This is a genomic window from Streptomyces sp. NPDC005820 (assembly GCF_040630255.1).
Classification (GTDB): Bacteria; Actinomycetota; Actinomycetes; order Streptomycetales; family Streptomycetaceae; genus Streptomyces.
The window spans coordinates 79286-97552 of sequence record NZ_JBEXXE010000015.1 but is presented as its reverse complement, the minus strand read 5'-3'; the positions used below and the strand labels follow the sequence as shown (position 1 = coordinate 97552).

The 18267-nt window shown below is 72.9% G+C and carries 18 protein-coding genes; 10 read left to right on the top strand and 8 right to left on the bottom strand.

Annotated elements, in window-relative coordinates; genetic code table 11:
- Positions 1–149: 149 nt before the first annotated feature.
- The gene (locus tag ABZ464_RS20095) at positions 150–1070 is read left to right on the top strand and encodes a hypothetical protein (RefSeq protein WP_359278761.1); all 921 of its coding nucleotides are present in this window, start codon (positions 150–152) and stop codon (positions 1068–1070) included.
- A gap of 103 nt (positions 1071–1173) precedes the next feature.
- Positions 1174–2049, top strand: a complete 876-nt coding sequence (locus ABZ464_RS20090) for a hypothetical protein (RefSeq protein WP_359278758.1) — start codon at positions 1174–1176, stop codon at positions 2047–2049.
- Positions 2050–2078: 29 nt separating this feature from the next.
- Here the strand turns inward: ABZ464_RS20090 and ABZ464_RS20085 are convergent, their stop codons facing one another.
- The 4 genes from ABZ464_RS20085 to ABZ464_RS20070 all read right to left on the bottom strand — a co-directional run bounded on the left by ABZ464_RS20085 (position 2079) and on the right by ABZ464_RS20070 (position 5569).
- Positions 2079–3401, bottom strand: coding sequence for a DUF2079 domain-containing protein (locus tag ABZ464_RS20085; RefSeq protein WP_359279003.1), 1323 nt, complete (start codon positions 3399–3401; stop codon positions 2079–2081).
- Positions 3402–3555: 154 nt separating this feature from the next.
- The gene (locus ABZ464_RS20080) at positions 3556–4125 is read right to left on the bottom strand and encodes a hypothetical protein (RefSeq protein WP_359278755.1); all 570 of its coding nucleotides are present in this window, start codon (positions 4123–4125) and stop codon (positions 3556–3558) included.
- The gene (locus tag ABZ464_RS20075) at positions 4118–4621 is read right to left on the bottom strand and encodes a SigE family RNA polymerase sigma factor (protein ID WP_359278752.1); all 504 of its coding nucleotides are present in this window, start codon (positions 4619–4621) and stop codon (positions 4118–4120) included. The genes ABZ464_RS20080 and ABZ464_RS20075 overlap by 8 nt, the downstream gene beginning before the upstream one ends.
- Positions 4622–4744: 123 nt before the next feature.
- Positions 4745–5569, bottom strand: coding sequence for a helix-turn-helix transcriptional regulator (locus ABZ464_RS20070; protein ID WP_359278749.1), 825 nt, complete (start codon positions 5567–5569; stop codon positions 4745–4747).
- 138 nt (positions 5570–5707) lie between these two features.
- Here ABZ464_RS20070 and ABZ464_RS20065 point away from each other — a divergent pair, with 138 nt between their 5' ends.
- Positions 5708–6442: an SDR family oxidoreductase gene (locus tag ABZ464_RS20065; protein WP_359278746.1), complete on the top strand. Its 735-nt coding sequence runs from the start codon at positions 5708–5710 to the stop codon at positions 6440–6442.
- 31 nt (positions 6443–6473) lie between these two features.
- Here ABZ464_RS20065 and ABZ464_RS20060 read toward each other — a convergent pair whose 3' ends face one another.
- A complete protein-coding gene (locus ABZ464_RS20060) occupies positions 6474–6953 on the bottom strand; it encodes a nuclear transport factor 2 family protein (RefSeq protein ID WP_359278743.1) in 480 nt (159 codons plus the stop codon).
- A 167-nt stretch (positions 6954–7120) separates the two neighbouring features.
- Here ABZ464_RS20060 and ABZ464_RS20055 point away from each other — a divergent pair, with 167 nt between their 5' ends.
- Entirely contained in the window at positions 7121–7810 is a 690-nt protein-coding gene (locus ABZ464_RS20055) for a hypothetical protein (protein ID WP_359278740.1), read from the top strand.
- Between the two features lie 78 nt (positions 7811–7888).
- On the opposite strand, the gene ABZ464_RS20050 is transcribed toward ABZ464_RS20055, so the two are convergent.
- Positions 7889–8716, bottom strand: coding sequence for an NAD(P)H-binding protein (locus ABZ464_RS20050; RefSeq protein ID WP_359278737.1), 828 nt, complete (start codon positions 8714–8716; stop codon positions 7889–7891).
- Between the two features lie 88 nt (positions 8717–8804).
- Between ABZ464_RS20050 and ABZ464_RS20045 the strand changes: the two genes are divergently transcribed.
- Positions 8805–9197 carry a helix-turn-helix domain-containing protein gene (locus ABZ464_RS20045; RefSeq protein WP_359279001.1) on the top strand — a complete coding sequence of 131 codons (393 nt, stop codon included), beginning with the start codon at positions 8805–8807 and terminating at the stop codon, positions 9195–9197.
- A 60-nt stretch (positions 9198–9257) separates the two neighbouring features.
- On the opposite strand, the gene ABZ464_RS20040 is transcribed toward ABZ464_RS20045, so the two are convergent.
- A complete protein-coding gene (locus ABZ464_RS20040) occupies positions 9258–9851 on the bottom strand; it encodes a TetR family transcriptional regulator (RefSeq protein ID WP_359278736.1) in 594 nt (197 codons plus the stop codon).
- A gap of 162 nt (positions 9852–10013) precedes the next feature.
- Here ABZ464_RS20040 and ABZ464_RS20035 point away from each other — a divergent pair, with 162 nt between their 5' ends.
- From ABZ464_RS20035 to ABZ464_RS20015, 5 genes are all read left to right on the top strand, one after another.
- Positions 10014–11051, top strand: a complete 1038-nt coding sequence (locus tag ABZ464_RS20035; protein ID WP_359278733.1) for a patatin-like phospholipase family protein — start codon at positions 10014–10016, stop codon at positions 11049–11051.
- A 1-nt stretch (position 11052) separates the two neighbouring features.
- On the top strand, positions 11053–12543 hold the full coding sequence (locus ABZ464_RS20030; protein ID WP_359278730.1) for an NAD(P)/FAD-dependent oxidoreductase: 1491 nt from the start codon (positions 11053–11055) through the stop codon (positions 12541–12543).
- Positions 12544–12879: 336 nt separating this feature from the next.
- Positions 12880–14217, top strand: a complete 1338-nt coding sequence (locus ABZ464_RS20025; RefSeq protein ID WP_359278727.1) for a cytochrome P450 — start codon at positions 12880–12882, stop codon at positions 14215–14217.
- A gap of 18 nt (positions 14218–14235) precedes the next feature.
- Positions 14236–14727, top strand: coding sequence for an NUDIX domain-containing protein (locus tag ABZ464_RS20020; RefSeq protein ID WP_359278724.1), 492 nt, complete (start codon positions 14236–14238; stop codon positions 14725–14727).
- Positions 14728–14854: 127 nt separating this feature from the next.
- Positions 14855–15916 (top strand): chitinase, encoded by a 1062-nt coding sequence (locus tag ABZ464_RS20015; protein ID WP_359278722.1) that lies wholly within the window; start codon positions 14855–14857, stop codon positions 15914–15916.
- Between the two features lie 133 nt (positions 15917–16049).
- Here ABZ464_RS20015 and ABZ464_RS20010 read toward each other — a convergent pair whose 3' ends face one another.
- Positions 16050–18215 (bottom strand): hypothetical protein, encoded by a 2166-nt coding sequence (locus ABZ464_RS20010; protein WP_359278999.1) that lies wholly within the window; start codon positions 18213–18215, stop codon positions 16050–16052.
- Positions 18216–18267 lie beyond the last annotated feature (52 nt).

Genomic DNA, 18267 nt, shown 5'->3' with positions numbered 1-18267 from the left:
GAAGGTCGGGCGGTGCATGGCCCCCGTCGATGCCACCGCCCTCGGCACCCTAGACCCTGACTCCCGTCGCCCACAGGAGTTGCACAGGTACGGCGCACAACAACCACACCTTCCGCGAAGCCACTTGAGAGGCCCTAGGCTTCGCGGCCATGACCACCAACCCGGACTCCCCGGCCCGTGAGCGGCTCCTCGACCGGTGGCTCGACGATCTGCAGGTGCTCGCCGCACGGCTGGAACAGGTGCATCTCCCGGACGACTTCCCCTTCGACTACACGCCCGCCTCGCTGACCGCCCTCGAACAGCGGCTGCTCGACGAGGGGCCCGAGGACGACGTGCGCCGGGCCGTGCTCCCCTACCTCGGGGAAGTCCTCATGGACGTGTGCGGGGGCCGGTGGGACATCGACCCCGACACGGGAGGCGAGGACGGCGACCCGCTGGTCCGGCCCGATCCCGCCCTCGGTCTGCCACCGCTGTCCGTGGGCACCCTCGTCGACGTCGCCCTCGCCGAGGGCAGCGGCGAGGTGTTCACCCGTGAGCTGGAGCAACTCGCCGACGCGGTCGCGGCGTTGCGGGCGACCGTCCCCGGCTGGGAGCCGGTCAAGGAACGCTCCCCGCTCGACCCCGTCGGCCCCCAGCCCATGGACGACCGGCTCCGGCGGTGGCTCGCCGACCGGCAGGACGACCACCCGCACTGGGCCGGCTCCGGTGACAGCGGGCCGTGGGACTTCTCCGCCGGCAGCCTGGACGCGCTCGAACGGCGGGTACGCGACCGGTACCGCACCCTCGCCGACTTCGACGCCGACCGCGAGGGCCCCTTCCTCCAGGGAGCCGTCTGGTACCTGGGCCAGATCCTGTGCCTGCACCACGACAGCACCTGGGTCCACTGGGCGATCGAGCCGGACGCCCCGCTCGGCAGCCACCACCACGCGGACAACCCCTGGTCCGGCATCCCCTTCACCCACCAGCCCCACCGACGCAAGGCCCGCCCCTGCAACCCGTACGACACCCTGCGCGGCCTGCTCCGCTACGGCCCCGGACACCACCTTGCCGACGTGACCGCCGACATCTGAGCCGCCCGCGCGAAACCCCTGGTCGACCGGCAGACGGACCCACTGTCAGTGGCGGGCCGTACCTTGGCGAGCAGTGGAACACCCGAGGACAGGAGCACTTCTCATGGCGTCCAGCGACAGCCCGGCGGCCGTCCCCACCCCGTGGGAGGCCACGCTGAACGGTGCCTTCGACATCCTCCTCGGCGGCAAACCCGCAGCCGACGACCCCGCCACGAGATACGGCGTCCACTACGCCGACGACTCCCTCGACGAGTTCCTCTTCCCGAACACCTGGATCACCCCGGAGACGCTCACCGACCCGGAACCGAGGGAACTGCCGCTCCAGGGCGGGGGCGAGTACGTGTTCTCGCCGTCGGGATGGCGCTTCGACCTGAGCGAGTCGCTGTTCCGCTTCGACGCCCACCTGCTGGACGGGACGGGACCCTGGGGCGAGGGCGGACACAAGGGACCCCGGCCGTTCGGGGACGACTTCGTCGCCGACGTACGGGCCGCCTCGCTCGACGGCGCCCGTGAGGTACTGCTCCGCGGCGCGGAACTCGGCCCGCTGCTCCGGCGGCACGGCGTGGACCCGGCCGACTCCGGCTGCAAGAAGCTCAACATCTGGCTGACCGTGCTGCTGCGCGTCGCCACCGACGGCACGCTCACCGACGCGATGCGCGCCGCGACCTTCACCGCGCGCGGCCCCGGACATCTGACCCCGTTCGACCAGGAGGACCACGGCGTGACGGCCGAACCGCGCTGGGAGGAAGCGCTCACGGCGATACCCCATCCCGGACTCCGTGACCACCTGCGCATGCTCTGCCTCGACGAGGAGGACGCCCGCGACGGCGGCGCCCACTACAGCGGTGGCGACCGCTGGCCCTTCACGACCGACATCCTCGACGACCTCGGGTGCTCCCTCGTCGCGGGATGGGAGTTCGGCGAGTCGCAGGCCGGCACCGCCGTCGTACGGCTGCCCGTGGCGCCGCCGGCCGGCTGACCACGGCGGCCGCCCCGGCTCAGCCGCGCTCAGGAGCGGCGTTCCAGGAGGACGTACCCGTAGGCGGCGTCGAGGAGGCTGTATCTGGCGTCCGGATGGAGCTGCCGGGCGTACGCGTCGATGTCGCGGATCCCGTGGCCGGAGTTGTCGAGAGCGATGTAGTCGGGGGTGATGCGCCCGGTGCCGCCGGTCCAGAAGACACGGCACCGGGAGGTGAGGCGGCTGGTGGGGCCGATGTTGGCCTCGACCGTCGCGCCGTCCGGGATCCGGTGGAGGAGGCGCTCGACGCGGGTGACGCGTGCGGGGACGTCGTAGGCGGCGCGCTCGGTCAGGGCGGAGAGGGGGAGCGTGGTCGTCAGGGCCAGCGCGGCCGAGGCGACGGCCGCCGGCAGCTGCTGGGCGTACGCACGCAGCCACGGCCGGGGACTCGTCCGCGCACGGGGGAGCGCGTCGGCGAGGGCCAGGAAGACGACCGGCATGAGGATCGCGCTGTAGTGCCAGTCGGAACCCCAGTAGTGGCTGTCGGAGGAGAGGAAACGCCAGCCGAGGGTGGGCAGGGCGACGACGAACAGGGGGGAGCGCAGGGCGAGGAGCCCACTGGTCGGGATCACCAGCCACAGGAGGGTGCGGATTTTGGTGTCCGTGCCGTCGAGGGGGGAGAAACCGCCGTCGACCTTGGTCCAGTAGTCGTAGTCGCCGGTCGTGTTGAAGGCCGGGACGACGGCCAGGAGCGTGACCACGGTGGCCATGACACCGAGTACGGCGAGAGCGAGGGCGTACAGGGCGGCGCGGGGGTGTCGGCGGCGGGCGCGCAGGGCGACGACCAGGGCGACGGCCGCGACCGTCAGGCCCAGATCCTCCTTGACCAGCACCAGCGGGGCCGCCCACAGCAGCGCGTGGCGCCACCGGCGGGCCAGGACGTTCTCCAGGCTGAAGGCGACCAGGGGGACGGCGCAGCAGATCTCGTGGAAGTCGAAGTCCACGGCCTGCTGGAGTCCCCAGGACAGGCCGTACGCGATGCCGAGTGCGAGGCCCTGCCGGCGCCCCAGCATCCGGGCGGCCGCCCGGGTCACCGGTACCGCCGAGAGCGCGAACAGGGCGGCCTGGGCGACGAGCAGGGTGACGGGAGTGGGGAAGAGCCGGTAGGCAGGGGCGAAGAGAGCGGTGACCGGGCTGAAGTGGTCCCCGAGGATGTTGAAGCCGGGGCCCTTCAGATCGACGATCGGGGCCCGCAGATGCGCGTACGCACGGACCGCCTGTTCGAAGATGCCCAGGTCCCAGGAACGGGTGCCCAGGTGGCGGTAGCGGAGGGTGGAGAGCGTCGCGTACACGGCGAACAGGGCCGTCGCCAGGACGTACGGGTCCCTGCGGCCGGGCGGGGCGGGGCGCCGGTCACGCGGGGGAGGCGTGACCGGCGCCGGTATGGAGGGCGCGGGCGGCGGCGGTGCGGGGAGCGCGGGTACGGGCGGGGCGTCCTGGGGAGCCTGGGGCACGGGCGTGACGTCCTTACGAGCCGGAGGCCGGGGCGAGCGCGGCGGCGGACCCCGCCGAGGTGTCCGAGGGCCGGGCCGACCCGACCGGGTCGGAGGCGGCGCTGTCGTCCGGGGACGGCGAGACGGCCGCGCGTCCGGAACCCTCCGCGCGCGGGGCCGTGGGCGCCATCGAAGGCGAGGCCGAGTCCGTGGCGCCCGTGCCCCCGGACGGGGCGCCTCCGTAGGCCGGGGCGCCGGAGCCCGTCGGCTGCGGTGCGAGGGAGGAGGAGGCGGACGGGGAAACGGTGGGCGACGGGGACGGCGAGGGCGTGAGCGGGGGAGACGGGGGAGGCGTGAAGACCGGCGCGGCCGGGCGGGTATCCGGCTGCAGCCGTACGGCGGCCACGGCCCCGGCCGTGCCCAGCACACCCACCGCGCACACCACGGCGGTCGCCAGCATCCGGTGCCTTCGCCGGGCGCCCAGGGCCTCGATGCGGGCGACCGGCACCGGCACCACCCGGTCGTGCACGTCCGCGGCCCGCTTGAGGGCGGCGGCCAGGGCGTCGTCCGGTCGCCGGCCGTGGGGCTCGGTGGGCTCAGACACCGTGGTCCTCCTTGTACGCGGCATCGGACAACTGCGCGGCGAGCTGGGTGCGGGCCCGGGAGAGATGGGTCTTCACCGTGCCGGCGGAGATCCCGGTCTCGGCGGCGACCTGGTCCACGGTGAGATCGCAGACGTAGAACAGGACGGCGATCCGGCGCTGCCGCTCGGAGAGCCGGCGCAACGCCGTCACCAGGGCGACGGTGTCGGGCTCGGGGGCCGGTCCGCTGTCCGCCCGCCCGCCCGCGTGACGCCGCCAGGCCTCCAGGGACCTGCCGCGCCTGCGCCACCGGCTGACGGCGAGCCGCCAGGCGACGGTACGGATCCACGCCTCCGGCCCGGCGTCCCGGTGCAGCCGCGCCCGCCGGGCCCAGGCCCGCACGAACGCCTCCTGCACGACGTCCTGCGCCTCGTGCAGATCGCCGGTCATCAGATAGAGCTGCCCCACCAGGGACTGCCGGGAGCGCGCATAGAACTCCTCGAACTCCTCGACGGTCATGGGACTCCCCGCTGGTGATCACGTTTCACGGTCTGTACGCCCCGGGGAGGCACTCGGTTGACACCACGCGGGAACTTTTTTCACGGATCCCGGCACGGTACGAGGGCGCGCTGTGAGAGACCGTCAGAGCGCGGCGGAACGCGTCAGCGCGCCGAGGAGGGTGAGGGCCTCGGCGTCGGGCCCGGTGGGGTCGGCCTGGTAGACGACGAGTTGCTGGCCGGGGGAGTCGCGGACGTCGAGGGCCAGGTAGGTGAGGGTGAGGGGGCCGACGTCCGGGTGGAGGAAGTGCTTGGCCTCCTGGGTCTTGCCCCGCACGGTGTGGGTGTTCCACAGGCGGGTGAAGTCGGCGCTGTGGGCGGAGAGAGTCCGTACGAGTTCGCCGAGTCGGGGGCTGTCCGGATCGTGGCCGGCCGCCTCGCGCAGGTGGCCCACGACGGCCTGGGCCGTCCAGTTCCACCGGGTGTAGAACAGGCGGCCGGCCGGGTCGAGGAACGTCATCCGGGCGAGGTTGTCCAGTTCCTCGAAGGGCGAGTGCAGGGTCTCGGCGAGGGCGTTGGCGGCCAGGACGTCCAGGGTGCGGTTGACGACGTACGCCGGAGAGCCGGGGTGGCCGTCCAGGAGCCGGCGCAGGGCGGGGCTCACCCGGTCCGTGGTGTGGCCGAGGGGCAGGGCGGGGGCCGTGCCGGCCAGCCGGTGCAGGTGTGCCTGGGCGTCGGCGTCCAGCCGCAGGGCGCGGCCGAGCGCGTCGAGGACCTGGGCCGACGGCCGGCGTTCACGGCCCTGTTCCAGACGGGCGTAGTAGTCGGCGTTCACCCCTGCCAGGACGGCGACCTCCTCGCGGCGCAGACCGGCGACCCTGCGGACGCCGTACGCGACCATCCCGACCTCGTCCGGCCGCAGGGCGGCCCGGCGGGCGCGCAGGAACTCTCCCAGGTGGTTGTCGGCCATGCCCGCACCCTAGGCCAAGGGCACGACGGCCTGCCTGGGTGCGGTGCACCCGGGCTGCACACGTCCTGGCCGGCGGTCGTCGGCCCGCCCAGACTCGGTGGCGCAACCCCACTGCCCTCACCGAACGGAAGTACAGGCATGACTCACGCATCCAAGGTCGTCGCGGTCACCGGAGCGAGCAGCGGCATCGGAGAGGCGACCGCCCGCCGGCTCGCCGCCGACGGCCACCGTCTGCTCCTCGGGGCGCGCCGCACCGACCGGCTGGAGACGCTCACCAAGGAGCTCACCGCGGCGGGCGGCACCGTGTCCTTCCGCCACCTGGACGTCACGGACGCCGCCGACGTCCGCTCCTTCGTGGCCACGGCCCGCGAGCGCCACGGCAGGCTGGACGTCATCGTCAACAACGCCGGCGTGATGCCGCTCTCCCCGCTGGAGGCGCTGAAGGTCGACGAGTGGGACCGGATGATCGACGTGAACGTGCGGGGTGTGCTGCACGGGATCGCCGCCGCCCTGCCGGTGATGCGCGCCCAGGGCGGCGGGCACGTCGTGAACATCGCCTCCGTCGGCGCGTACGAGGTCTCGCCCACCGCCGCCGTCTACTGCGCCACCAAGTTCGCCGTCCGCGCGATCACGGAGGGGCTGCGCCAGGAGTCCGCCGGCGACATCCGGGTCACTCTCGTCTCCCCGGGTGTCACGGAGTCCGAACTCGCCGACGGCATCTCCGACCCGGCCGCCCGCGAGGCCATGAAGGCCTACCGGGCGGTCGCCCTCCCCGCCTCCGCCGTCGCGGACGCCGTCGCCCACGCCGTCTCCCAGCCGGTCGGGGTCGACGTCAACGAAATCGTCGTACGGCCGACGGCCAGTGCCCAGTGACCGCGCCCGGCCGGGTCCGAAGGGCCCCTGCTCATGCGTCCCGGTCGACGGGCGCCAGGCGTTCCGTCGGGCCGCCGAACGCGAGGTGGAGGGTTCGGGTGGTGAGCAGCCAGGTGTCGTCGATCCGGCGGAACGTGTCCTCGTAGTGGCCGATGTTGGCGGGCAGCCGGGGGGTGACGAAGGTGCCCTCCGTATGGCCGTCGACCCGGTAGGTGGCGAAGTAGGTGGTGGCCGTGGCGGTGTCGGGCGTGTCGACGGTGACCAGGAGGTTGGTGCAGACGCGGCGGGAGAGGCGGTCGGCGGGGCGGGAGCCGAAGTAGGCGCGGAGCGCCTCGCGGCCCTCGACGCGCCGGGAGTCGTGCGGCCACTCCCAGACGCCGTCGGGGGTGAAGAGGTCGCAGACCGTGCTCGGGTCACCGAGGTCGAGACGGCGGACGAACTCCAGGATCACCCGCTCGCAGGCGCGTTCGGCGAGAAGTCGCTGCGACGGGTCGAGATCATGAGAGGCCATCTGCCCTTCCTACCAGGCGCGCGAACAGATCCACGACCCCTTTGGCCTGGCCTTTCGGCCCCACGATTCGGACAGATGGTCGTAGCCGGTCGCGCTGTGACAGGGCTGTGACTGGAAAAGTGACGTGCGTCACGGCCGGGGGATCGTGCGCACATCAAGATCATCGGGTGCGAAGAAACTTTTTACCGGCCCGTCTGACGGGCCGTCCGGTCGTCGCGGGTGCGGCGGCCATCGGCGTGGTCGCGGGAGTGCTCATCGGCTGGCCGGGTCTCGACACCGTCAACGGCTGCGGGATCGCGGTCAATCGCTATCCGTCGGAGACGGCGAAGGACTGGGTGCGGTACGCCGACGTGGTGGTCGTGGGCCGCGCGGTCCAGGAGCGGGAGAGCGGGCGGGAGGAGCTGTCGGCCGGAAGCTACAGCTACGAAGTGGAGCGGACGGTCGAACTGGAGGTCCAGGACAAGCCGTTCACCTCCACCGCCCGCTCCCATCCCGCCGTGGGGTCCTCCCTGGACTACATCGGCCTGGGCTGGAACCTGCTGCGCTCCGACGGAAAGACCCTGATCCCCGAGCTGACCGGCGACGCCCCGCGCGTCGTGCCGGACCACACCTACATCCTCGCCCTGCGCTGGGAGGACGAGCGGTGGGTGTCGCTGGGGGAGGGCGCGGTGGTGCCGTTCGACGGGCAGTCCGTCGGCAACGGCGAGTGGTGCGGGGAGGTCGTGGACACCGACGGCTTCGCCCAGGGCGAGCGGACGGGCCGCAAGAGCGACCACAGCCTGGAGAAGACACTTCTCGGGGAGGGGGTGCCGGCCCTGAAGCGTGCTCTCGACGCGGCGGCCGGGAAGTCGTCCTAAGGGGTGCGCCCCCCGCGTGCGCTCGGTGTTGCGGACGCCCCCGGCGCCGCCCGTCCATGCCCCGGCCGTCGTCCCGGGTCATGTGAAGGCCGGGGCGTTGCGGGCCGCCCACTCGGTGAAGGGGCGGGCCGGGCGGTCCAGGAGCCGTTCGACGTCCGGGCTGACGCGCAGGAGTCCGGCGGACGGTGTGCCGAGTATGTCGAGGGTGCGTTCCACGATCGGCTCGGGCATGAACCGCGCCATCGCCGCCCTGGCCTCGTCCCGGCTCTGTTCGACGAACCGCACCGGTTCGCCGAGCGCGTCCGCGATCGCGGCGGCCTGCTGCCGGGGTGAGACCGGGGCCGGTCCGGTGAGTTCGTAGACCTTGCCGGTGTGCGCGGCGTCCCGCAGGGCCACCGCGGCGACCTCGGCGATGTCGGCCGGGTCGACGACCGGCAGGGCCACATCGCCGAACGGGGCCGTCACCACCCGGCGTGTGCGCACCCCGTCGGCCCACTGCAGGGTGTTGGAGTGGAAGCCGCCCGGCCGCAGCAGCGTCCAGTCCAGGCCCGACCGGGTGACGGCATCCTCCAGTTCGGGGGAGTGGTCGCCCGTGCCGACCCCCTGCGAGGACAGCAGCACGACCCGGCGGACGCCGGCGGCCCGCGCCGTTTCGAGGGCGCGGCCGAGGTCGCCGCCCGCCGCCACGAAGTCGCCGGAGGTCAGCAGGAACAGCGCCTCGGCCCCGTCGAGGGCGGGCGCGAGACTCCGCGGCTCGGCCAGGTCCCCCTGGTGCTGCCGCACCCCCGTCGGCACCTCGTTCGCCGGGACGCGCCGGGAGACGGCCGTCACCCTTTCGCCCGCCGCCGCGAGCGCCCGCACCAGCGGCTGTCCGACATTGCCCGTCGCACCGGTCACCACGATCATCTGCACTCCATTCCGAGTTCCTGGGGACACGGCGAAGCTACTATCGACAGGACAGTAGGTACCTAGAGGAAAGTATCGGGAGAAGGGACTGGATGTGACGGAGAGCACACCTGGAGAGGACGAGGTCGCGCCGGAGAACGCCTGCCCGATCGCCCCCGTCGTCGACATCGTCTTCAGCCGCTGGACCACCCCGATCCTCTGGACGCTCAACGAGTACGGCCGCCAGCGTTTCGTCGAGCTCGAACGCCGGATCGCCACGATCACCCCCAAGGTGCTCACCGAACGCCTGCGCCGGCTGGAACGGGACGGTCTCGTGGTGCGGACCTACCACCCCGAGGTGCCCCCGCGCGTGGAGTACGAGATCAGCGCACTCGGCCGCAGCCTCGCCCCGTTGTTCGCGACTCTCGCCGAGTGGTCGCCCAACCTGGACAAGGTCGAACAGGCCCGCCGCGCCTACGACGCCAGAACCGGCACCCGATAGCACCGAGGGCGGCCGGGGAGCCCGGCCGTCGAGGCCGGATCAGGTCCGTGTTCGGGGCGCCTACCGGTCCAGCCGCAGCACGAGCCGCAGGGTGTCCGTGAGGACGGCCGTCGGGACGGACGGGTCGGCGACGCGCTGGAGGCCGAGGCCGATGCCCAGGCTGAGCAGGGTCATCGCGGCCTGCTCGGGCGGCATGGCCGGCGAGGTGCCCAGTTCCTGGGCCAGCGCCTCGATGAGCAGGGCCAGCGCCGCACGGATCGCGGTGACCCGGGCCGTGATCTCGCGCCGGAGTTCCTCGTCGTGCCGTGCGCCGGTGAGGAACTCGACCTCGAGCACGGTCCACGTCTCGGCGCCGATATGGGCCTCGCTCCAGGCGGCGAAGGCCGCCAGCCGGTCCTCGGCCCCCGGATCGCGCATCACGGATTCCGTGAGCAGGGCGAGCTGTTCGGCCCGGATGTCGTCGAGCACGGCCAGACACAGATGGCCCTTGCTGCGGAAGTTGGAGTAGACGGCGCCCTTGGAGTAGCCGGCCGTCTCCGCGACGTCGCTGAGCGAGGTCACTGCGTAGCCGTCGCGCAGGAAGAGTTCCCGTGCGGTGGCGACGAGTCGCTCGCGCGTACGCTCCTGGCTCTCGACGCGGCTGAGCCGGGCCATGTCTCGCTCCCTCTCCCGACCTGCGCGGTGTCCTGTGTCTCGGGGCGGCCCCCGAACCCCTCGGATCTTAACTCCGCCGAAGGGCTGCCCCCGGCTTTCGGATACCGCTAGTATCCCGATCTCGTCGGTATCCCGAAGAGGCCAACAGGGCGGAGAATCCACGTGACCGCGACGGGCACACGTACGACCCCTTCCCGAGGACTGGTGCTCGGCTGTGGCGGAACGCTCGGCGCGGCCTGGACGGTCGGCGCACTGCACTCCCTCCAGCGGGCCCTGCAGTGGGACCCCTGCCGCGCCGAGGTGCTGGTGGGCACGTCGGCCGGGGCGGAGCTGGCCGCTCTGCTCGGCAGCGGTGTCACCGTGGACGAGCTGCTGGCGGCGCAACTCGCCGCCGAGGACGCGCGTGCGGAACTGGTCCGGCACTTCGCGGGCCCGCCCCGGGCGGTCCCGCCGCGGCCCGCCTTCTTCCCGGGCTCGCCGGAGCTGGCGCGCCGGGCCCTGCGGCGCACGGCTCCCGCACTGGCCGGGCTGTCCGGCCTGCTGCCGCAAGGGCGGGGCGACAGCGGGTGGTTGGGGGCCCTGGCCGATGTGCTGGCCCCCGGCGGCGGCTGGGTCGGGCATCCGGCGACCTGGCTGGTCGCCACCGACTTCGACACGGGACGCCGTACCGTCTTCGGACACCCCGACACCCCGCCCGCCGCGCTCCGGGACGCACTGCGCGCCTCCTGGGCGGTCCCCGGCTGGTTCCCGCCCGTGCGCATCGGCGGCCGCCGGTTCGCCGACGGCGGCATCCTGTCCACCGCCTCCGCCGACCTTCTCGTCCCCCTGGGCCTCGACGAGGTGTACGTCGTCGCCCCCATGAGCTCGGTCGCCCCGGGTCCGCGCCGGGGACTGGGCCGGGCCGAGGCGCTGCTGCGCCGGGCCATGACCCGCACCCTCGACGCGGAGTGCGCCGCGCTGCGCGCCGCCGGCACCGAGGTCGTCCGGATCGAACCCACCCCCGCCGACCTGGAGGTGATGGGCGGCAACTTCATGGACCCGCGGCGGCGGCTCACCGTACTGGAGACCGCCCTGCGCACCACGCGCGCGCTCGTCCGCGACCGAGTCCGCCGGACCGCCCCGACCGCCCTGTCAGCCGCCTCCACCCCGACTGCCGACCCCCGCCCCGACACCCACCCCGGCACCCGGACAGGAGCCTGACATGCCGCACCCCGAGCATCCCACCGCGGCGACGAGCCCCCGGCCGCGCACCGTCGAGGCGCTGATCATCGGAAGCGGTCTGTCCGGCATCGGGGCCGCCGTCGAACTGCGCCGGGTCGGCGTCCAGGACCTCGTCGTCGTCGAGAAGGCGGACGACCTCGGCGGCACCTGGCGGGACAACACCTACCCGGGGTGCGCCTGCGACGTCCCCTCCGCCCTGTACTCCTACTCCTTCGCACCGAACCCCGAGTGGTCCCGGGCCTTCGCCGGCCAGCCCGAGATCCGCGCCTACCTCCGCGACACGGCGGCCAGGCACGGCGTCACGCCCCTCATCCGCTTCGGCACCGAGGCGCGGCGCGCCCAATGGGATCCCCGGGAGGCCCGCTGGCGGGTCGAGACCACCCGCGGCGACTACCTCGCGCGCTTCCTCGTCGCGGCGGCGGGCCCCTGGCACGAACCCCTGCTCCCCGACATCCCGGGTCTGGCCGGTTTCCCCGGCGAGGTCTTCCACTCCGCGCGCTGGCGCCACGACCACGAACTGACCGGCGCCCGGGTCGCCGTCGTCGGCAGCGGCGCGTCCGCCGTGCAGTTCGTGCCCGCCATCCAGCCGCGCGTCGCCCGGCTGCACCTGTTCCAGCGCACCGCCCAGTGGGTGCTGCCCAAGCCCGACCACCACGTCCCGACCGCCGAGCGCCGGCTGCTGCGGCGCCTCCCGGCCGCCCAACGGGCCCTGTGGGGCGCGGAGTACGCCGCTCTGGAGGCCCTCGGCATCGGCTTCCGTCACCCCTCCCTCCTGCGCGCGGTGCAGAAGGTGGGCGCACTCCATCTCAGGGCCGCCGTCAGGGACCCGCTGCTGCGCCGGGCCCTGACGCCCGACTACACCCTCGGCTGCAAACGGCTGCTGCTGTCGAACACCTACTATCCGGCCCTGACCCGGCCCAACGTCACCGTCCACCCCACCGCGGTCAGGGCCGTCGACGGCAGCCGCGTGATCGGCGCGGACGGCAGCACGGCGGACGTGGACACCATCATCCTCGGCACCGGCTTCCACATCCTCGACATGCCCATCGCCGGGCGCGTGTTCGACGCCGACGGGGTGAGCCTCGACGACCACTGGAAGGGCAGCCCCGACGCCTACCTGGGCACCACGGTCACCGGTTTCCCCAACGCGTTCATCCTGCTCGGCCCGCATCTCGGGACCGGCCACTCCTCCGCGTACACCATCCTCGAAGCCCAACTCGCCTATCTGACGGGGGCGGTACGGCACTTCCGCTCGGCGGGCTGGACCCGGATGGACGTGCGCCCCGAAGTGCAGGCCGCCTTCGGCGCGGAGGTCCAGCAGGCCCTGCCCTCCACCGTCTACAACGCGGGCGGCTGCTCGAGCTACTACCTCGACGGCAACGGCCTCAACAGCTTCAGCTGGCCCTGGTCGACGGGCCGGCTGCGCCGCAGACTCGCCCGGTTCGACCCCGAGGCGTACGACGTCTCGTAGGACCTCCGCCGGCAGGCTCAGCGCCCACACCGCCGGCATCGGCTTCCCCGGCCCGGCCCTCCAGGGGTCCGGGCCGGTCCGGCCGGGACGGCATCGCGCCGGGCCGGCACCGTCTCCTCAGAGTCGCCAGGGTCGTACGGGGCAGCCTCCCGCTACACCGCCGCGCCCCACTCCCCGCCGCGCGCGGCCGCGCGCGCCAGCACGCCGGCGGCACCCTGACACGCCTCCCCCGTACGCCCCTGACGCGCTGTCACCAGCTGTGCCTTCTCCCGTACAGTCCGCAGTGCCGGTGCTCCGACCCGAGCGCGACGGCAACGGTCGACCAGGAGAAGGAACTTGGACAGCGAAGCAGGCCTCCGCCCCCTCTCGGACGTTCCCACGGCTGGACACCCGCTCCCGGAAGCCAAGCCGGGGCTCGTGGCGCGGTGGCACGCGGCCGGAGGCGAACTGGTCGACCTGTTGACCCAGGTGCGGGAAGAGGTCGGCGGGGTCGCCGGGTTCCGGCTCGGGCCGGGCCTCACCGTGCTCGTCACCGACCCGCACGCGGTGCAACATGTGCTCGCCCGGCAGCCGGACCGCTACGTCAAGCGCTCGCACCGGGCCCGGCTGCTGGTCGGTGACGGTGTCCTCTCCGCCACCGGCGAGGCCTGGAAGCGGCAACGCCGGTTGCTCCAGTCCCAGTTCACCGGGACCGGGATGCGCCGCTACGACGGGCGGATCTCCGAGGCCGCCCGGCTCACCGCCGCCCGCTGGAGCGCGTACGCCCGTACCGGGGAGACCTTCGAGGTCGAGCAGGAGATGCGCCGGTTCGCCCTGGACGTCATCTGGCGCTCCCTCACCGGGCACCCCCTCGACGAGGAGACCGAGCGCGAACTGACCGCCGTCGGGGCGGTGGCGGCCGCCCTGCCGACGCTGCCCGCCGACGCCACGGACGCGCGGGACGCCGTGGCCGCGGACCTCGCGCGGATCGACGCGGTCGCCCTGCGCGCCATCGAGGCGGCCCGCGCGGGGGTGGCGGGTCCCGACGGCCCGGGCCTGCTGCACGTCCTGCTCGACGCCGCCACCGATCGGCCGGAGTACACCGACCGGCTGATCCGCGACGAACTGGTCACGCTCCTCGTCGCCGGGCACGAGACCACCGCCACCACCCTCACCTGGCTCCATCTCCTCCTCGACCGGAACCCGGCCGCCCGCGAAGAGGCGCTCGCCGCCGGCGCCGGCGCCGACGGCTCCGCGCAGCGCCGCCAGGCCCTCCAGGCCCTGGTCCACGAGACGCTCCGGCTGTACCCGACCGCCTGGATCCTGCCGCGCCACGCCGCGGAGGACGACGTCCTCGCGGGCCACACCGTCGAGGCGGGCACCGACATCCTCGTCTGCCCCTACCTCACCCACCGCGACCCCGAACTCTGGCCGGATCCGGAGCACTTCGACCCCCGCCGCTTCACCACCCCGGACGGCCGGCCCACCCAACCGGGCGCCTACCTCCCCTTCGGCATGGGTCCCCGCGCCTGCCTCGGCCTGCAGTTCGCCCTCCGTGAATCCACGGTCCTGCTCGAACACCTCCTCCCCGCCCACACCGTGACGTTCCACCGCACCCCCACGAAGACGTCCTACGGCATCACGGTCCGCCCCGAGGGCCCCACCACCGCCACCCTCGCAGCACCCCGCACCTGAACTGACATCGTGTGCCGTATGGCTGAACTGGTCGACCGAGTCGACGAACAGGACCGGGTGCTGGGGGTGGTCGATCGCGCGGAGGCGATACGTCGTCGCTGGCTGCACCGCATCGCGACGATCGTGTGCCGTGACGCGGACGGGCGGTTCCTCGTCCACCGCCGTCCGGACCGTGCGAGCCGTTTCCCCGGTCACTACAACTGGATGCTCGGCGGAGCCGCCGACGCCGGCGAGTCGTACGAAGAGGCGGCGACGCGAGAGCTCTCCGAGGAAGTGGGGGTGTGTGCCGCCCCGCGCCTGGTGCTCACGTTTCTGTGCGAGGGCGTGATCAGCCCCTACTGGCTCGGTCTGCACGAGGTCGTCATCACCGAGCCGATACGGCCGGACCTCGAGGAAATCGCCTGGCACGACTGGCTCACCGAGGGGGAACTCGAAGCGCTCGTGCGGCGGCGGGAGTTCGTGCCGGATGCGCGGGAGGCGTTCGATCGGTACCGGGTCGCGGTCAGATGATTGTAAAGAACCTTGACAGTTAAATGGTCTAGTCCAACGATGGTCGCTGTTCACCCGTGGGCCCCGTGCCGCCGTGGCCCCGTCCCGCCCCTTCACCACGGGAGCGTCAGTGAGACGACCTGGTTCTGTGCGTACGTTGCTGTCCTGCCTGAGCGCGACCTCTCTGTCCATCGGACTCCTGGCCCTCGGGGGAGGGGCCGCGCTCGCCGCCCCGGGCCCGCTCCCGGCCTCCGCCAAGCCCATGCCGGCCCAGGTGGTGGCGCCGTACTTCGAGGCCTGGACCGGGGAGAGCCCGGCCGAGCTCGCCGCCGCCTCCGGCAACAAGTACCTCACCCTGGCCTTCCTGCAGACGGCCACGCCGGGCTCCTGCACCGCGTACTGGAACGGTGAGCCCGGCCAGCCGATCTCGAAGGACACCTTCGGCCGGGACATCGCGCGGATGCAGGCGCGCGGCGGCAACGCCATCCCGTCCTTCGGCGGCTGGTCCGCGGACACCACGGGCACCGAACTGGCCGACAGCTGCACCGACGTCGACGCCATCGCCGCCGTCTTCAAGAGCCTCGTCACCACCTACGGCATCACCCGCATCGACCTCGACGTCGAAGGCGACTCCATCGACAACGCCGCCGGAATCGACCGCCGCAACAAGGCGATCGCCAAGGTCCAGCGCTGGGCGGAACGCACCGGCCGCAGCGTCCAGTTCTCCTACACCCTGCCGACCTCCACGACCGGACTCGAGGCCAACGGCCTCGCCGTGCTCCGGAACGCCGTCGACAACGGCGCACGGGTGGACGTCGTCAACCTCATGACCTTCGACTACTACGACGGGGCCACCCACGACATGGCCGCCGACACCGCGACGGCCGCCGCCGGTCTGCACGGCCAACTCGCCGCGCTCTACCCGAAGAAGAACTCCGCCAAGCTGTGGAACATGATCGGCGTCATCGAGATGCCCGGCATCGACGACTACGGCCCCGAGGAGACCTTCACCACCGAGGACGCCGTGACGGTGGAGAAGTGGGCCGCCGCCCGGCACATCAACACCCTCTCCTTCTGGGCGCTCCAGCGCGACAACGGCGGCTGCGTCGGCACCGGCGGCTCCGACTCCTGCTCCGGCATCGCCCAGGACACCTGGTACTTCAGCCACACCTTCGAGGCGCTCACCGCGCCGCACCGCCCGCGGTACTGACGACACGACGACGCCGGGGTGCCCTGCGGCACCCCGGCGTGAGGTCGGGGGAGAGGAAAGCGAACGGACTGGATCAGGGAGAGTGAGGAGAAGGAAGCCCGTTCATGGCCTCGCCCGAAGGCAACGGTAACAGTCAGCGGGGGATCAGGTCGCGCAGGTTTTCCCGGGTCACGACCACCGAATCCGGGTGCAGCCCCTCGGGCCGCTCCAGACCGACGTACATGACCGGCCCGTCCGGGACCGTCCCGCCGTCCCACACCGTGATGGTCGCGTCGGCCATGAGGTCGATGAGGTGCCGGACCGTGAGCTGGTCCCGCTCGACGACGGCACGCACCAGCCTCGCGACCGAGACCCGGTTGCCCTCGACGCGGTTGAAGGCCACCCTGCCCCGCAGATACAGGTGCAGCCACTTCGCCCGCCAGCCGCCGTCGGGGCCGCGCAGGAACACCAGCGGCAGCGCGACCCGGCCCGGGCCCCGCAGCTCCGACTTCATCCGCACGGTCCGCGCCTCGAAGGGCCGCCCCCGCTGCTCGGCGTCCCGCAGCATGAAGCCGAAGAACGACTCCTCCACCTCCTCGAACCCCTCGCCCGAGAAGATGTTGACCTGCGGAACGATGAAGTCCCCGCGCGCCGCCCCCAGCCGCAGATCGATGAATTCCGAGGCGCCGTCCGGGGCGTCGGTGATGTCTCCCGAGTGCTCGCCCTCGACCTGGGTGAGCTCGGTGTACGACAGCCGGCCGAGGCCTTCGTACGAGGCGTCCAGGAACAGCGCGGACAGATCGAAGTCGGTGGTGCGGCTCGTCTGCTTCCAGTACACGAAGAACCGCAGCAGCTCCCCGTCGACCCGGGACAGGGAGCCGCGCGGCAGCACGCCGAGCCCGGCCGCCGTCGCCTTGCCGCTGAGCGGCAGTGCCACGTCGAGCACATCCGGGTCGACCAGCAGATGTGCCGGCTCCGGAAGGCGACGGCGGGTCTCCGCGTCCAGCACCTCGATCAGCCGCGCGCGTTCCGGCGCCGTCACCGGCGGCCGGCTGTCGGCCGTGACCCAGCCGCGGCCCGTGCGGTTGACGAACACCCGGCTCCCGGCGGGCTCCCCGGTCCGGTTGTGGAAGTGCTCACGCACCGACAGCAGCACCCGCCCGGAGACCTTCGGGGCGACCCGCTCGGCGGCGGCCACGACGGTGTCGCGCTCGTCCTGGGTACGGCAGACGCGCAGCAGACGGTCCAGGGAGCGGAACAGCCTGCCCGGGGCCGCCGTCAGCAGCTGCGCCGCCGCACCGACGTCGTGCGCGCCCAGCCGCTCCTCCACGCGGCTGTCGAAGGACGGGGCCGCCTGTTCGCCCCGCGCCACCGCGAACACCTCGGCGGCGTGCGGCCACTGCGGGTACTCGTGCGGATGCAGCCGCTCGCCGAGTCGCTTGAACGCCTCGCGGTGCGCGCTGACGTCGGCCAGCTTGGCGGGGGCCGCGGCCACGACCCCGTCGAGGCCGGCGAGCAGGGCCCGCCGCACCGGCCGGGACGGCGACCGCAACCGCGTCGGCTCCACGAGGGTCACATCACCGCCCGACAGCGCGCAGGCCAGCCGGAGCACATCGGTGACCGTGTCCAGCAACAGGTCCGCGCCGACGCGCAGGCGCGCGAGGTTGACGACGGCGCGGTTCTCCCGGACGGGAATCGCCTCGGGCCGGGGACCGCCGACGCAGCACTCCGCGAGTACCCCGAGGTCGCGCAGACCCGCCTCGCCCAGCGGGGTGACGCTGCCCGCGAGGGCCAGATACAGCGCGGTCACCTCGTCCTCCGGGGAGCCGCCCAGGTGCAGGACCGTCAGACGGTCGCCCGCGGCGGCGATCAGCTCCTCGTGCGCGGCGAGCATCTCCTCGTACGAGTGCTGGTAGACGCCGTACGACGGGAGGGTGAGGAGGTCGATCACGCCCGTGCTCAGCTGGGCGAGCGTGCTCTCGCGGGACGCGTCGTCGGCGAGCGCCTCGTTGATGCAGCGTGTCCAGAAGTCGTACGTGTCCGGCACGTTGGCCGGGAAGTCGACGAAGTAGACGTTGTGCCGGACGTGGTCGCCGACCATCTCGCGGACGGTCTCCAGCGTCCGCACGGCGGTGTCCACGACGGTTTTCGCGTCCAGTCCCGACAGATGCCCGAGCAGGTCCGCCGAGAGCTTGAAGCCCACCGACAGCAGAGCGGCGTCCAACTGCCGTGCCGCGCCGCCTCCTTCACCGGCCGGACCGGAGAGGGCGGGAAGTCGGTACGTATGACGGATGACCAGGTGTTCGAGGGACCGGAACATCCCGGCATGATCGCAGAACGGCACCGCTTCGGGCATTCGGGTTATCGGACCC